This is a genomic window from Streptomyces sp. NPDC007808, from assembly GCF_042868655.1.
GTDB lineage: Bacteria > Actinomycetota > Actinomycetes > Streptomycetales > Streptomycetaceae > Streptomyces.
In genome coordinates this window covers 961952-977079 of sequence record NZ_JBIAEQ010000001.1, presented here as the reverse complement: position 1 = coordinate 977079, position 15128 = coordinate 961952, and the positions used below count along the sequence as shown (strand labels likewise).

Annotated in this window: 12 protein-coding genes; 8 read left to right on the top strand and 4 right to left on the bottom strand. The window is 70.5% G+C overall.

Annotated features, from left to right (window positions below; translation table 11 throughout):
• Positions 1 to 14 precede the first annotated feature (14 nt).
• On the top strand, positions 15 to 950 hold the full coding sequence (gene hemC, locus ACFYNL_RS04330) for a hydroxymethylbilane synthase (RefSeq protein WP_388796161.1): 936 nt from the start codon (positions 15 to 17) through the stop codon (positions 948 to 950).
• 154 nt (positions 951 to 1104) lie between these two features.
• Here the strand turns inward: hemC and ACFYNL_RS04325 are convergent, their stop codons facing one another.
• Positions 1105 to 1626 (bottom strand): hypothetical protein, encoded by a 522-nt coding sequence (locus tag ACFYNL_RS04325; RefSeq protein ID WP_388796158.1) that lies wholly within the window; start codon positions 1624 to 1626, stop codon positions 1105 to 1107.
• 560 nt (positions 1627 to 2186) lie between these two features.
• On the opposite strand from ACFYNL_RS04325, the gene ACFYNL_RS04320 reads away from it, so the two are divergent.
• Positions 2187 to 2978, top strand: coding sequence for an RNA polymerase sigma factor SigF (locus ACFYNL_RS04320; RefSeq protein WP_388796155.1), 792 nt, complete (start codon positions 2187 to 2189; stop codon positions 2976 to 2978).
• A 53-nt stretch (positions 2979 to 3031) separates the two neighbouring features.
• Here the strand turns inward: ACFYNL_RS04320 and ACFYNL_RS04315 are convergent, their stop codons facing one another.
• Positions 3032 to 3364 (bottom strand): ANTAR domain-containing protein, encoded by a 333-nt coding sequence (locus ACFYNL_RS04315; protein ID WP_388796152.1) that lies wholly within the window; start codon positions 3362 to 3364, stop codon positions 3032 to 3034.
• Positions 3365 to 3533: 169 nt separating this feature from the next.
• Between ACFYNL_RS04315 and ACFYNL_RS04310 the strand changes: the two genes are divergently transcribed.
• Entirely contained in the window at positions 3534 to 4337 is an 804-nt protein-coding gene (locus ACFYNL_RS04310) for a VOC family protein (protein WP_388796149.1), read from the top strand.
• A 19-nt stretch (positions 4338 to 4356) separates the two neighbouring features.
• Here the strand turns inward: ACFYNL_RS04310 and glgX are convergent, their stop codons facing one another.
• Positions 4357 to 6513, bottom strand: a complete 2157-nt coding sequence (gene glgX, locus ACFYNL_RS04305; RefSeq protein ID WP_388796147.1) for a glycogen debranching protein GlgX — start codon at positions 6511 to 6513, stop codon at positions 4357 to 4359.
• Entirely contained in the window at positions 6510 to 7019 is a 510-nt protein-coding gene (locus ACFYNL_RS04300; protein ID WP_388796145.1) for a pep a2, read from the bottom strand. The genes glgX and ACFYNL_RS04300 overlap by 4 nt, the downstream gene beginning before the upstream one ends.
• A 299-nt stretch (positions 7020 to 7318) precedes the next feature.
• Between ACFYNL_RS04300 and ACFYNL_RS04295 the strand changes: the two genes are divergently transcribed.
• The 5 genes from ACFYNL_RS04295 to glgB all read left to right on the top strand — a co-directional run bounded on the left by ACFYNL_RS04295 (position 7319) and on the right by glgB (position 15046).
• Positions 7319 to 7621, top strand: a complete 303-nt coding sequence (locus ACFYNL_RS04295) for a DUF5133 domain-containing protein (protein ID WP_388796142.1) — start codon at positions 7319 to 7321, stop codon at positions 7619 to 7621.
• A 79-nt stretch (positions 7622 to 7700) separates the two neighbouring features.
• Positions 7701 to 9716: a maltotransferase domain-containing protein gene (locus ACFYNL_RS04290; RefSeq protein WP_388796139.1), complete on the top strand. Its 2016-nt coding sequence runs from the start codon at positions 7701 to 7703 to the stop codon at positions 9714 to 9716.
• On the top strand, positions 9713 to 11437 hold the full coding sequence (gene treS, locus ACFYNL_RS04285; protein WP_388796136.1) for a maltose alpha-D-glucosyltransferase: 1725 nt from the start codon (positions 9713 to 9715) through the stop codon (positions 11435 to 11437). Before ACFYNL_RS04290 ends, treS begins: the two co-directional genes overlap by 4 nt.
• A 35-nt stretch (positions 11438 to 11472) precedes the next feature.
• Positions 11473 to 12834, top strand: a complete 1362-nt coding sequence (locus tag ACFYNL_RS04280; RefSeq protein ID WP_388796133.1) for a maltokinase — start codon at positions 11473 to 11475, stop codon at positions 12832 to 12834.
• Positions 12835 to 12838: 4 nt separating this feature from the next.
• Entirely contained in the window at positions 12839 to 15046 is a 2208-nt protein-coding gene (gene glgB / locus ACFYNL_RS04275) for a 1,4-alpha-glucan branching enzyme (RefSeq protein ID WP_388796130.1), read from the top strand.
• Positions 15047 to 15128 lie beyond the last annotated feature (82 nt).

Sequence of the window (15128 nt, the reverse complement as noted above, 5' to 3'; positions counted from 1 at the left end):
TCTATCGTGTCCGCATGTCCGTCCCTGAGCTGATCCGTATCGTCTCCCGCGACTCGCCGATGGCACTCGCCCAGGTGGAGCGCGTCCGCGCCGAGTTGGCGGCCCTTCATCCCGGTGTCCGCACCGAGGTCGTGCCGGTGAAGACGACCGGCGACAAGTGGATGGGCGATCTTTCCCAGGTCGAGGGCAAGGGCGCGTTCACCAAGGAGGTCGACGCGGCGCTGCTGGCGGGCGAGGCCGATCTCGCGGTGCACTGCGTCAAGGACATCCCCGCCGACCGGCCGCTGCCCGCGGGCACGACCTTCGCCGCGTTCCTGAAGCGGGACGACATCCGGGACGCCCTCGTGCATCCCGGCGGCCTCACCCTGGACGAGCTGCCGGACGGCACCCGCATCGGCACCTCCTCCGTGCGCCGCGTCGCCCAGTTGGCCGCGACCCACCCGCACCTGGAGTGCGTGCCCTTCCGGGGCAACGCCAACCGCCGGCTGGAGAAGCTGGCGGCGGGTGAGGCGGACGCGCTGCTGCTGGCGGTGTCCGGCCTTGAGCGCATCGGGCGCGAGGACGTGATCAGCGAGGTCCTCTCCCCCGAGGCGATGATGCCGCCGATCGGCGCGGGCATCCTCGCGCTGCAGTGCCGCGAGGGTGACAGCGCGCTCATCGACGCCGTCAGCGGCCTCGGCGACCCCGACACCCACCGGGAGGCCACCGCCGAGCGCATGTTCCTGCACGTCCTGCAGGGGCACTGCAACAGCCCGATCGCCGGGTACGCGCGCGTGGACCGCAGCGGCGAACTGTCCCTGCGGGCCTGTGTCTTCACCCCCGACGGCAAGACCCGCCTCAACGCCCACGAATGGGCCGGCCGTCTGGACCCGGCCACCCTCGGCACGTCGGTGGCCGTGGCGCTGCTGCGGCAGGGCGCCCGCGAGATCATCGACGGCATTCCGCACTAGCCGTTCCACCCACCGACGCCATCCGGGCGATCTTGGCCCGGGCGGTGAGGCGACGCCGGGCGCACGGCAGCGGAGAGCTCACGTCGCGCACGGCAGCGGAGAGCGCACGACGACGCACCGCGCGCCGCCGGCAGCCCGGCCTCCGGCGGATCCGTCAGGCGGTGCCCTCTTCGGCCTGCTCGCGCAGGAAGTTGCTCACCTGGAGCGCGAGGCCGTCCCGCAGGGTGGCGGCGTGGGCGCCGAGGGAACCCTCCTGGAGGCCGAGGCCGCCGCTCCACAGCCGACGGTCCGCCCACTCCTCCTCGACACGCAGCTGGATCTGCACATCGACCTGGTTCAGGCTCGCTTCGGGGCCGGCGGCGTACAGCACGGCGGTGGCCCGGCGCAGCGGGTAGACGTCGAAGCCCTCGATGAACTGCGAGTTGCGCCAGTCGATGAAGGCCGCCTCCCCGTCGCGGCCGATCCGCACGTCGATCTGGCCGTCCTCGAGGTGGATGCCGAGGTGCCGGTCGCCGCGGTTCTCGACGGTGACACGCACCCTGAAGTACGTGAGCCCCTCGGCTGCGTCGTCCCGACCGCGCGGCGGCTCGGCGGCTTCCAGTCGGTGGACGCGGACACGCAGACCGGCATGCTCGTCGTACTCGTGCCAGTCCCCGACCACGTTCGGCTCGTACACAATCCACCTCTCGACCCAGAGAGCTGCTTCCTATCTTTGGGCTCAGTGCACTGTCAAATGAGCAGAATGCGCGGTGGCCAGCCCATTCGCACCCTTGATCACCGATCAAGCCGTGGGCTGCCAGAATGCGCTTTCCGGCCGGACGACCGACCTCATCCACGTGCCGCACATCACGTTCCACGCCAAGATCGACAAGCCGACCGGTCGAGCGGCGGACGAGCGCCGGCGACACACGGGGCGGCGGGTCGCGGCGGGACGGCGCAGCCGAGTGCACGGCGGGGCGGCGCGGGGCGGATCCGACCACCGGCCAGCCCGTGACCAGCAGCAACAGTCGGCCCGGGCGCTCCGCCGACGCACGGTTGTCCCGCAGTAACACGTAGTCGTATTCACGAAATCTGTTGCAGGTGCGGATTGGGAGGGTATCTTGGTGTATGTGCTTCGGACAGGAGGCACGTCCGTGGGAGTCGGCCTCGACTGGCCCAGGATGTCTCCTGGTGGCCCGAACCACGCCTCCCATGGTGTCTGTCCAACCAGCACCTGCTAAGGGAGGTGCGCACCAGATGAGTGCCACCACCAGGACGAAGCAGCACCCGCACGACGACGCCCCCGACACGGCCGCGGCGTTCGACCGGCTCGTGGCACTGCCCGACGGTCCGGAGCGCAAGGTCCTCAGGGACGAACTGGTACAGGCCTGGCTGCCCATGGCCGAGCGCATCGCCGTCCGGTTCAAGGGCCGCGGCGAGTCCCTGGAGGACCTGTACCAGGTGGCAGCCCTGGGGCTGGTGAAGGCCGTCGACCACTACGACCCGGCACGCGGCCACGCCTTCGAGGCGTACGCGGTGCCCACCATCACCGGCGAGATCAAGCGGCACTTCCGTGATCACATGTGGACGCTGCACGTACCGCGCCGGGTCCAGGACCTGCGCAACCGGGTGCGCAGTTCCGCGAAGGAGTTGTCGCAGAGCGCCCCGGGCCGCACCCCCACCGTCGCCGAGATCGCCGAGCACGCGCATCTGACCGAGGCGGAGGTACGCACCGGCATGGAAGCCCTGGAGTGCTTCTCGGCACTGTCGCTGGAGGCGGAGATGCCCGGTACCGACGGTTACGCGCTGGGGGACGCCATCGGCGGCCCGGACCCGGCGTACGACGTGGTCGTCGACCGCGTGGCCGTCAAACCGTGCCTGCAGAAGCTGCCGGAGCGTGAGCGGACCATCCTCTACCTCCGGTTCTTCGGCGGGATGACGCAGAGCCGCATCGCGCAGCAGCTGGGCATCTCGCAGATGCATGTCTCCCGGCTGCTGAGCGGCTGCTTCGCCCATCTGCGCGAGGAACTGCTCGCCGAAGCCCGCTGACCTCGAACCTCGACTCGATGACCTCGACCTCGACCGGACTCGAAAGGAGTGGATCACTCCGCTGCCGAGCCCGGAATCTGCGTCGGGCCGTGACGCTCCAGAGCGTCTGAGAGTTCGACGCGGATCTCGGGCGGCATCTCCCCCATCCGGCCCCAGATGATGATCAGTTCCGCGACGCGGCGGAGCTTGATGTTGGTGTGCTGCGAGACCTCTCTGAGGATCGCCCACCCCTCGTCGGGGGAGACGCGGCCCAGCGCGACGACCATCCCGATCGCCTGGTCCACGACAGCGTGCGAGACCACCGCTTCCTTGAGCTGGTCGATCTGCTCCTCCAGCTCAGCGATCCGGTGGGTCTCGTCGGCGGGTTCGCTCGGTACCGGCGTCACGCTCCCATAGTCGTCTCTCGGTCGAGCGTCTGCCAGTGAACGACGGCCCCCGCGCTCGGCCGTTTGGCCGTCGAGCCGGGGGTACTCGACAGGCTCCGGAGCGGATCCGGCTGGACACTGGGAGAAGACCGGTGGCCGCCGGTCGGGCGAAGACCAGGACGCGACTGCCATGAACCACGACGCAAGATCCTCCAGTAGCACGGCCGAGGTCGTGTCCACACACTCCGTGTTCGGCGCGCCCTGCTGGGTGAGCCTGACCAGCCGCGATCTCGAAGCCACCCAGCTGTTCTACTCCGCCGTCCTCGGCTGGCGATGGCGACCGGCCAAGCTCGGCGACCGCTTCCGGGTCGCGCTGGCGCAGAGCGTGCCGGTGGCAGGGATCGGCGCGGTCGCCTCGATGTGGCAGATGGCCGTGGCCTGGACGCCCTACTTCGCCGTGCCGAGCGCGGACGACGCCGTGGCGCGGGTGCAGGAGCGGGGCGGCACCGCGGCGGTCGGGCCGCTCTCGCTGCCGCCGGGGCGGGCGGCGCTGCTGGCCGACCGGGACGGCGCGACCTTCGGTGTCTGGGAGGGCGAACTCTTCTCCAACTGGGAGACGTGGCGGCGCGCCGCGCCGACGTTCATCCGCCTCCACACGCGTGACGCCTTCGACGCCGCCATGTTCTACGGGGAGGTCCTGGACTGGGCGTCGGAACGGCCCGGGTGCTGCGAGGTCCGCTACGAGGGCGGCGAGGTCGTGCTGCGCAGCGGCGGCGACATCGTCGCGCGTATCGAGTCGGGTGCGCTGGAGGCCGCGCCCGACCCGACCATCCGGCCGCACTGGCAGGTTCACTTCGCGGTGGGGGACGTCGAGGGGTGTGCGCGGGCTGCGGAACTCCACGGGGGCAGCGTGCTGTCGAAGGGGAGCGACGAGGCGGTGCTGAGGGACCCGGACGGGGCGCAGTTCACGGTCACCTCCCGGCACGTCCGCTAGCTGGGGCCGGTCGTTCGGATCATGCCGGCGTCGCCGGTACCGCGCGGGACGGACGCGACAGGAGTACCAGGCTGCGGTGTTCGACCAGGAGGGACGTGCCCGCCTTGTGCTCGGACTCGTCCGGGGGTCCCTGGGCCTCGGCGGTGTCGATCAGGGTCGTCCAGCGTTCGCCGTAGGCGCGGTCCGGCAGGTGGAACTCCACCGGCTCCCAGTAGGCGTTGAGCAGCAGCAGGAACGAGTCGTCCACGACCGGGCGCCCGCACCAGTCGGGTTCGGCGATGGCGTCGCCGTTGAGGAAGACGGCGAGGGAGTGGGCGTCGGAGCGCTGCCAGTCCTCGTCGGTCATCTCCCGGCCGTCCGGCAGCAGCCACACCAGGTCGGGCAGCGGCTGGTCGGGGCGGGTCGCCGTCTCGCCCTGGAAGAAGCGGCGGCGGCGCAGCACGGGGTGGCGGGCGCGCAGCGCGATGACGTACCGGGTGAAGTCGGCGAGGGCGCGCTGATCGTCCGTGAGGCGCCAGTCGACCCAGGAGATCTCGTTGTCCTGGCAGTAGGCGTTGTTGTTGCCGCGCTGGGTCCGGCCCAGCTCGTCGCCGTGGCAGAGCATGGGGATGCCCTGCGACAGCAGCAGCGTGACCAGGAAGTTGCGCTGCTGGCGGGCGCGCAGGCGCAGCACGGCCGGGTCGTCGGTCCCGCCCTCGGCGCCGCAGTTCCAGGACCGGTTGTGGCTCTCGCCGTCCTGGTTGTCCTCGCCGTTGGCCTCGTTGTGCTTGTCGTTGTAGGAGACCAGGTCGCGCAGGGTGAAGCCGTCGTGCGCGGTCACGAAGTTGACGCTGGCCCGCGGACGGCGCCGACTGTGCGCGTACAGGTCGGAGGAGCCGGTCAGCCGGGAGGCGAACTCGCCGAGCGAACCGGGCTCGGCGCGCCAGAAGTCCCGTACGGCGTCCCGGTACTTGCCGTTCCACTCCGACCACAGCGGCGGGAAGTTGCCGACCTGGTAGCCGCCCTCCCCCACGTCCCACGGTTCGGCGATCAGCTTGACCCTGCTGATCACCGGATCCTGCTGGATGATGTCGAAGAACGCCGAGAGCCGGTCCACCTCGTGGAACTGGCGGGCCAGGGTTGCCGCGAGATCGAAGCGGAAGCCGTCGACGTGCATCTCGGTGACCCAGTAGCGCAGCGAGTCCATGATCAGCTGGAGTACGTACGGGTGGCGCATCAGCAGGCTGTTGCCCGTGCCGGTGGTGTCGTAGTAGTGCGCCCAGTCCCCGTCCACCAGGCGGTAGTACGAGGCGTTGTCGATGCCGCGGAAGGACAGGGTGGGGCCGCGCTCGTTGCCCTCGGCGGTGTGGTTGTAGACCACGTCGAGGATCACTTCGAGCCCGGCCTCGTGCAGCGCCTTCACCATCGACTTGAACTCGTTCACCTGCTCACCGCGGGTGCCGTGGGCGGCGTAGGCGTTGTGCGGCGCGAAGAAGCCGATCGTGTTGTAGCCCCAGTAGTTGGACAGGCCCCGGTCGAGCAGGACGCCGTCCTGGACGTACTGGTGGACCGGCATCAGCTCGACGGCGGTCACCCCGAGGGACGTCAGGTGCTCGACGACGGCGGGGTGGGCGAGTCCGGCGTAGGTGCCCCGCAGGTTCGGCGGGACGTGGGGGTGGGTGCGGGTGAGGCCCCGCACATGCGCCTCGTAGACGACCGTGTCGGCGTACGGCCGCCGGGGCGGGCAGTCGTCGCCCCAGTCGAAGGACGGGTCGGTGACCACGCCCAGCATGGTGTGCCCGGCGCTGTCGGCCTCGGACGGGGCGCCGGGGGTGCGCTCGAAGAGGGAGGCGTGGTTGTCCACCTGGCCGTCGACCGCCCGGCTGTACGGGTCCAGCAGCAGCTTGGCCGGATTGCACCGGTGGCCGAGGCCCGGGGCCCAGGGGCCGTGGACCCGGTAGCCGTAACGCTGTCCCGGGCCCACACCGGGCAGGTAGCCGTGCCAGACGAAGCCGTCGACCTCGGTGAGCGGGATCGCGGTGTGCCGGTCCTTGTCGTCGACGAGGACCAGCTCGACGCGTTCGGCGACCTCGCTGAACAGGGCGAAGTTGGTGCCCTGGCCGTCGAATGCGGCTCCCAGCGGGTAGGGGTGCCCGCTCCAGGCGGGCACCCCTGTGCGGCGGCGACGCCCGGTCACCGGGCCTCCTCCGGTACGCCGTCCGGGGCACCCGCGCCGGCCAGGGCCGTGACGGGCATCTCGCGCGGCACGCCGCGGGCCTCGCGCAGGCTGGGCGCGGGGGCCGCCGGTACGAGCGGGGCGCGTTCGCCGGCGCGGGCACGCTGGGAGAACCAGATGACCTTGGCTCCGGTCTCGGTGGCGCAGCAGCCCCAGCCGTCGCTCATGGCGGCGAGGTGCTGGAGGCAGGCGCGCAGTTCGTGGTCCGGGCGCACGGCGCGGTCGTTGTCGCCGATGGCGGTGATGAGGTGCTGGCCGTTCCACCACATCTCGATCGAGGTGTTCTTGTCCCTCGCGTGCTCGTCGATGGCCCGCAGCAGCATCTCAGCGCCGCGGCAGACGGGCTTCACAAGCGTCTCCAGGTCCCAGTACCTGAGGTGAGCGGCCAGAATTCGGCTGACCTGACCCACCCGTTCCGGGCTGACTTCCACGTCGAGGTGGTAGTAGCAGGGCACTGCGGTCTTCACCGTCGTTACCTCCTCACCGCGAAAGCTCCCGCTCCCCTCGCCCCTGCGGGACGGGGCCCCGATCACGGAGCGTGAGCACTGATCGCTTTTGAGTCACTCCAGGGTGGGTGCGGTACGCCATTCGTGCAACAGGAGGGCATGTTGAGGTAGTTGAATGCCCAACAGGACGGTCTGTGTCCGAACATGCACCATGTGTGAAGACCTCGATGCCCGTAACGGAACCCGCGCGTGTACGCGCACGGGTTTTCGCCCGACGGTCGGGAGACGCGTCATCGAGCACCCGGAAGGTGAACGGCGCCATGCTGCTACCGGCCAAAGCCGAAGTCGCCCGGCACTTGCGGCGATACCGGGCCTGGGAACGCGCCATGCTCGCGGCCCCGGCCGACCTCACGGTGCGCGCCACCTTCGAGGACGCCGGCTACACCCTGTGTGTGCTGATGGGCAAGCGTTGCGCCCGCGAGGCCGCGGATGCCGCCGAGCGCTATCTGCGCATCACCCTGGCCGCCTATCTCCGGGAACAGGACGAGCGCCCCCAGCTCAGCGCCACCGTGCGGCGGGGCCCTCCGAAGGCAGGGCGGTGGCGTTTCCTCGCCGGGCGGTAAGGACCTTCCGGCGCAGTTTCGACAGTGTCGACTCCCGGCCGGGCCCCGTGCCCGGCCCTCAGCACGGTGGAGGTGAACCATGGGCAGGACCAAGACCAGGAGCGGGACCGGCGCCGCGACCATCGGCCGGATCCCGGTGCGCGACGTACAGCCGGCCGTGGCGTGCGGCAGGCATCCGGCGAAGGCGGTCGTGGGTGAGACCTTCGAGGTCACCGCCACCGTGTTCCGTGAGGGCCATGACGCCGTGGCCGCCAATGTCGTGCTGACCGACCCGGACGGCCGTCCGGGCCCGTGGACGCCGATGCGGGAACTGGCCCCCGGCACCGACCGCTGGGGCGCCCGGGTGACGCCGCCCTCGACCGGCCGCTGGACGTTCCACGTGGAGGCCTGGAGCGACCCGGTGGCCACCTGGCGCCATGCCGCCCGCATCAAGGTCCCGGCCGGCATCGACGTGGGGCTGGTCCTGGAGGAGGGCGGCGAACTGTACGAGCGCGCGGCGGCCCAGGTACCCGACGCGGCGGGGCGGGCGACCGTGCGGGCCGCCGCCCGGGCGCTGCGGGACGACACGCTGCCGCCCGAGTCGAGGCTGGCGGCGGCCTTCGCTGCCAACGTGGACGCGGTGCTGGGGCGGTATCCGCTGCGGGACCTGGTCACCGCCTCGGACCCGCTGCCGCTGCTCGTGGAACGCGAACGCGCCCTGTACGGCGCCTGGTACGAGTTCTTCCCCCGCTCCGAGGGCACCGCCGACCGGCCCCACGGCACCTTCCGCACCGCCGCCCGCCGGCTGCCCGCGATCGCCGCCATGGGCTTCGACGTCGTCTACCTGCCACCCGTCCACCCCATCGGCACGACCCACCGCAAGGGCCCGGACAACACCCTGTCCGCCGGCCCCGACGACGTCGGCGTGCCCTGGGCGATCGGCTCCCCCGAGGGCGGCCACGACGCCGTCCACCCCGACCTGGGCACCATCGAGGACTTCGACCACTTCGTCGGCGCCGCCCGCGAACTGGGCCTGGAGATCGCCCTGGACTTCGCCCTGCAGTGCTCCCCCGACCACCCCTGGGTGCACAAACACCCCGAGTGGTTCCACCACCGCCCCGACGGCACCATCGCCCACGCCGAGAACCCGCCGAAGAAGTACCAGGACATCTACCCCATCGCCTTCGACGCCGACATGGACGGCCTGATCACCGAGACCCTGCGTGTCCTGCGGCACTGGATGGACCACGGGGTGCGTATCTTCCGCGTCGACAACCCCCACACCAAACCGGTCGTCTTCTGGCAGAAGGTGATCGCCGACATCAACCGCACCGACCCCGACGTGATCTTCCTGGCGGAGGCCTTCACCCGGCCGGCCATGATGCACACCCTGGCCCAGATCGGCTTCCAGCAGTCCTACACCTACTTCACCTGGCGCAACACCAAGCAGGAACTCACCGAGTACCTCACCGAACTGTCCGGCGAGGCGGCCGCCTACATGCGGCCCAACTTCTTCGCCAACACCCCCGACATCCTGCACGCCTACCTCCAGCACGGCGCACGCCCCGCCTTCGAGGTACGCGCCGTCCTGGCCGCGACCCTCTCGCCCACCTGGGGCATCTACAGCGGCTACGAACTGTGCGAGAACACCCCCCTGCGCGAGGGCAGCGAGGAGTACCTGCACTCGGAGAAGTACCAGCTGCGCCCCCGCGACTGGGAGACCGCCGAACGCGAGGGCCGCACCATCAGCCCCCTGATCACCAGGCTCAACACCATCAGACGCAGCCATCCGGCCCTGCACCGGCTCAGGAACCTTCGTTTCCACCGGACGGACAACGACGCGGTCATCGCCTACAGCAAACGCACCGGCCCGGACATCGTCGTGGTGGTCGCCAACCTGGATCCGCACCACACCCAGGAGGCCACGGTCTCGTTGGACATGCCGCACCTCGGCCTGGACCGGGATGCCTCCCTGTCCGTGCACGACGAACTGACGGGTGAGACCTACCGCTGGGGCAGCACCAACTACGTACGCCTGGAGCCCGGCAGGGCACCCGCGCACGTGCTCCATGTCCAGGCTTCACCACCTCAGATCGGAGGGTCTCCCGCGTCATGACCGTCAACGAGCCCGTGCTGGACACCTTCGAGGACACTCCCGCCAAGGACCGCGACCCGGACTGGTTCAAACGCGCCGTCTTCTACGAGGTGCTGGTCCGCTCCTTCCAGGACAGCAACGGCGACGGCGTGGGCGACCTCAAGGGCCTGACCGCCAAACTGGACTACCTGCAATGGCTCGGCGTCGACTGCCTGTGGCTGCCGCCGTTCTTCAAGTCACCGCTCAGGGACGGCGGCTACGACGTCTCCGACTACACCGCCGTCCTGCCCGAGTTCGGCGACCTGGCCGACTTCGTGGAGTTCGTCGACTCCGCCCACCAGCGCGGCATGCGGGTCATCATCGACTTCGTCATGAACCACACCAGCGACCAGCACCCGTGGTTCCAGGAGTCCCGCAAGGACCCCGACGGCCCCTACGGCGACTACTACATGTGGGCCGACGACGACAAGCAGTACGGCGACGCCCGCATCATCTTCGTCGACACCGAGGTCTCCAACTGGACCTTCGACCCGGTCCGCAAGCAGTACTTCTTCCACCGCTTCTTCTCCCACCAGCCGGACCTCAACTACGAGAACCCGGCCGTCCAGGAGGAGATCCTCGCCGCCCTCCGCTTCTGGCTGGACCTCGGCATCGACGGTTTCCGGCTCGACGCCGTGCCCTACCTGTACGCCGAGGAGGGCACCAACTGCGAGAACCTCCCGGCCACCCACCAGTTCCTCAAGCGCGTCCGCCGCGAGATCGACGCGATGTACCCGGACACGGTGCTGCTGGCGGAGGCCAACCAGTGGCCGGAGGACGTCGTCGACTACTTCGGCGACTACCGGGCGGGCGGCGACGAGTGCCACATGGCCTTCCACTTCCCCGTGATGCCGCGGATCTTCATGGCGGTGCGACGCGAGTCGCGCTACCCGGTCTCGGAGATCCTCAACAAGACCCCGGCCATCCCGTCGGGCTGCCAGTGGGGCATCTTCCTGCGCAACCACGACGAGCTGACCCTCGAAATGGTCACCGACGAAGAGCGCGACTACATGTGGGCGGAGTACGCCAAGGACCCGCGGATGCGGGCCAACATCGGCATCCGCCGCCGGCTCGCCCCCCTGCTGGACAACGACCGGCACACCATCGAACTGTTCTCCGCGCTCCTGCTGTCGCTGCCCGGCTCACCGATCATCTACTACGGCGACGAGATCGGCATGGGCGACAACATCTGGCTCGGCGACCGCGACGCCGTCCGCACCCCGATGCAGTGGACACCCGACCGCAACGCCGGGTTCTCCACCTGCGATCCGGGCCGCCTCACCCTGCCCACGATCATGGACCCGGTCTACGGCTACCAGGTCACGAACGTCGAGGCGTCGATGGCCTCGCCGTCCTCGCTGCTGCACTGGACGCGCCGGATGATCGAGATCCGCAAGCAGAACCCGGCGTTCGGCCTGGGCACCTACACGGAACTGCAGTCCTCCAACCCGGCGGTGCTGGCCTTCCTCCGCGAGTACGAGGACGACCTGGTGCTGTGCGTGAACAACTTCGCGCGCTTCGCGCAGCCGACCGAACTCGATCTGCGCGAGTTCAGCGGACGCCATCCGGTCGAACTGTTCGGCGGGGTCCGCTTCCCGGCGATCGGCGAGCTGCCCTACCTGCTGACCCTCGGGGGCCACGGCTTCTACTGGTTCCGGCTCTCCCGAGTCGCATCCCGCATCGGCCGACGACTCTCAGCGTGAGCTTTGAGCAGGCGCCGAGGAAAGGACGCGTCACCATGCAGAAGACCGCATCTGTCCGACCGAGCCGTACGGTCGACGCGGGCCCCATGGCCTCGCTCGCCGGGTTGCTGCGTGAATGGCTGCCACGGCAGCGCTGGTTCGCGGGCAAGGACCGCCCGGTCACGGACCTCGCGCTGCTGTCCATGACAGAGCTGTTCCCGGGCTGTCTGCATCTGCTGGTGCACGCCGGACACACGGCGGTACCCGCGCCCGGCGGTGCCCCGCCCGCCGGTGACTGCTACCAGCTGCTGCTCGGCGTACGGCAGCACCTGTCACCGCGGCTCGGACGCGCGCTCATCGGCCGTGCCGAGGAGGGGCCGCTGGCCGGTCTGACCGTGTTCGACGCGTTGCAGGACCCCCGGTCCGCCCAGCTGCTCCTGGAGCGGCTGCGGCACCCGGGCGCGGCGGGCCCGCTGCGCTTCGACGGGGAGCCGTCCGTGCCGGTGCCGGCCGGGCTCGTGCCGCGGCTGCTGGACGCGGAGCAGTCCAACTCCTCGCTGATCTACGGGGACGCGTTCATCCTCAAGCTCTTCCGGCGCATCCAGCCGGGCGTCAACCCCGATCTGGAGGTGCCGGTCGCGCTGGCCGGGCAGGACTGCCGCCGGGTCCCGGCCCCGGTGGCCTGGTTCCGCACGACGCATCCCTGGGAGGCGACGCTCGGCGTGCTGCAACCCTTCCTGCGGGACGCCAACGACGGCTGGACCCTGGCTCTGGACGCGCTGGCCTCGGGTGCCGACTTCACGGCCGAGGCCCGTCAACTGGGGCGCGCGACGGCCGAGGTGCACGTGGCCCTGGCGTCGGCCTTCCCCTCCCTGTCCCGCGGCGAGAACGGCCGTACGGCGGCGGCGATGACCGAGCGCCTGGAGAACGCCGCGCACTTCGTCCCCGCGCTGCAGCCGTACGTCCCCGGCCTGCGCAACGCCTTCGGCGCCCTCGTCGGCTGCGATCCGGGGCCGCCCGCCCAGCGCATCCACGGTGACCTGCACCTGGGGCAGGTGCTGCGGGCCGGCCGTGAGTGGTTCGTCATCGACTTCGAGGGCGAGCCGTCCCGACCGCTCGCCGAACGGTGCGGCGTCCACTCGCCGGTGCGGGACATCGCCGGCATGCTGCGCTCCTTCGACTACGCCGCCCGCCAGCGCCGGCCGTGGCGACCGGAGTGGGCGCGCCGCTGCCGGGAGGCCTACTGCGCGGGCTACGCCGCCTCGGCCGGGTGGGACCCGCGCCAGAAGCACGGCCTGCTGCGTGCTTACGAAACAGACCGCGCCGTGTACGAGGTCCTGTACGAGGCCCGGCACCGACCCGACTGGTTGCCCGTACCGATGGCGGCGATCGAACGCCTCGCCGTGAGAGGAGCCTGACCGCATGGCCCTGCACGAGACTTCGCGCCCTGAGTCGGCCGGACCGAACCGGTGGGCCGCCGCGCCCGCCCTGGACCCGGCCGAACGTGATCGCCTGCTGTCGGGCGCCCACCACGATCCGCACGCCCTGCTGGGCGCCCATCCGGTGCCGGGCGGGATCGCCTTCCGCGCGCTGCGCCCGTTCGCGCGGGCGGTGAGCGTCGTCGTCGACGGCGCACGCACCCGGCTCGTCTCCGAGGGGGGCGGCCTGTTCTCCGGCGTCCTGCCCCTGGCGGCGATCCCCGCGTACACGCTGCTGGTGGCGTACGCCGAGGACGAGTCCGACGAGCATGAGGTCCACGACCCGTACCGCTTCCTGCCCGCCCTCGGCGAGTTGGACCTGCACCTCGTCCGGGAGGGCCGGCACGAGCAGCTGTGGAAGGCGCTGGGCGCCGAGCCGATGACCCACCAGGGCGTGGCCGGCACCCGGTTCACCGTGTGGGCGCCGAACGCGCGGGGGGTGCGGGTCGCCGGGGACTTCTGCCACTGGGACGGCACGGCGTTCCCGATGCGGTCCCTGGGCGCGTCCGGGGTGTGGGAGCTGTTCCTGCCGGGCATCGGTGAGGGCACCCGGTACAAGTTCGAGATCACCTCCCGGTACGGCGGCCGGTTCCTCAAGGCGGACCCGATGGCCCGCCGCGCGGAGGTGCCGCCGGACACGGCGTCGATCGTGCACGCCTCGCGCTACGAGTGGGGGGACGAGAAGTGGATGGCGCACCGGGGTGACGTCCCCGTGCACCAGGCTCCCTTCTCCGTGTACGAGGTCCACCTCCCGTCCTGGCGGCCCGGGCTGACGTTCCGGGAACTCGCCGAGGAACTGCCCGCGTACGTCAGGGACCTCGGGTTCACCCACGTCGAGTTCATGCCGGTGGCGCAGCACCCCTTCGCCGGCTCCTGGGGCTACCAGGTCACCGGCTTCTACGCGCCGGCCGCACGGCTCGGTACCCCCGACGACTTCAAGTACCTGGTGGACCGTCTGCACCAGGCCGGCATCGGGGTGATCGTCGACTGGGTGCCGGCCCACTTCCCCAAGGACGACTGGGCGCTGAGCCGGTTCGACGGGGACCCGCTGTACGAACCCGGGGACTCACGGCGTGCCGAGCACCCGGACTGGGGGACGTTCGAGTTCGACTACGGCCGCACGGAGGTGCGCAACTTCCTCGTCGCCAACGCCACCTACTGGTGCGAGGAGTTCCACGTGGACGGGCTGCGCGTGGACGCGGTCGCCTCCATGCTCTACCTCGACTACTCGCGCGAGAGCGGGCAGTGGGCGCCGAACGAGCACGGCGGGCGCGAGGACCTGGCCGCGATGCGGTTCCTGCAGGAGATGAACGCGACCGTGTACCGGCGCAACCCAGGGGTCGTCACCATCGCGGAGGAGTCGACCGCCTGGGGCGGGGTGACCCGGCCCACCGACAGCGGCGGGCTGGGGTTCGGGCTGAAGTGGAACATGGGCTGGATGCACGACTCCCTTCAGTACATGGCCAAGGAGCCGGTGCACCGCAAGTACCACCACAACGAGATGACGTTCTCGATGGTGTACGCCTACAGCGAGAACTACGTCCTGCCCATCTCCCACGACGAGGTGGTGCACGGCAAGCAGGCGCTGGTCTCCAAGATGCCCGGCGACTGGTGGCAGCGACGTGCCAACCACCGCGCCTACCTGGGCTTCATGTGGGCCCACCCGGGCAAGCAACTGCTGTTCATGGGGCAGGAGTTCGCGCAGGGCGCCGAGTGGTCCGAGGCGCACGGGCCGGAGTGGTGGCTGCTGGATCCGGGGTACGCGTCGGCGGGGGACCACCGGGGGGTGCAGGACCTGGTCCGCGACCTCAACACGCTCTACCGGGCGAGCCCGGCCCTGTGGGAGCGGGACACCGAACCGGCCGGGTTCCAGTGGGTGCTCGGGGACGCCGCCGAAGACAACGTGTTCGCGTTCCTGCGGTACGGCGCCGACGGCGACGTCCTGCTCTCGGTCTCCAACTTCTCCCCCGTCGTCCGGCACGACTACCGGCTGTGGGTGCCGGACCACGTCGACGTCTGGCAGGAGACCCTCAACACCGACGCCGCGCACTACGGCGGGAGCGACGTCACCAACCCCGGCCCCGTCAAGCCGGAGGACGGGCACATTCGGCTCACCCTGCCCCCGCTCGCCACGGTGTGGCTGTCGCCCTGAGCGGACCGAGATCACCGGACGGGATCAATTGTCAGTTCTCGACACCAGGCGCTCTCAGCTGGGCTAGATTCGGGCACCGCCG

Excerpts from the sequence above, each read along its gene's own strand:
- ACFYNL_RS04310 (WP_388796149.1), top strand. The coding sequence starts at position 3,534 with ATGAACCACGACGCAAGATCCTCCAGTAGCACGGCCGAGGTCGTGTCC.
- ACFYNL_RS04320 (WP_388796155.1), top strand. The coding sequence starts at position 2,187 with ATGAGTGCCACCACCAGGACGAAGCAGCACCCGCACGACGACGCCCCC.
- ACFYNL_RS04280 (WP_388796133.1), top strand. The coding sequence starts at position 11,473 with ATGCAGAAGACCGCATCTGTCCGACCGAGCCGTACGGTCGACGCGGGC.
- ACFYNL_RS04295 (WP_388796142.1), top strand. The coding sequence starts at position 7,319 with ATGCTGCTACCGGCCAAAGCCGAAGTCGCCCGGCACTTGCGGCGATAC.
- ACFYNL_RS04290 (WP_388796139.1), top strand. The coding sequence starts at position 7,701 with ATGGGCAGGACCAAGACCAGGAGCGGGACCGGCGCCGCGACCATCGGC.
- hemC (WP_388796161.1), top strand. The coding sequence starts at position 15 with ATGTCCGTCCCTGAGCTGATCCGTATCGTCTCCCGCGACTCGCCGATG.
- treS (WP_388796136.1), top strand. The coding sequence starts at position 9,713 with ATGACCGTCAACGAGCCCGTGCTGGACACCTTCGAGGACACTCCCGCC.
- glgB (WP_388796130.1), top strand. The coding sequence starts at position 12,839 with ATGGCCCTGCACGAGACTTCGCGCCCTGAGTCGGCCGGACCGAACCGG.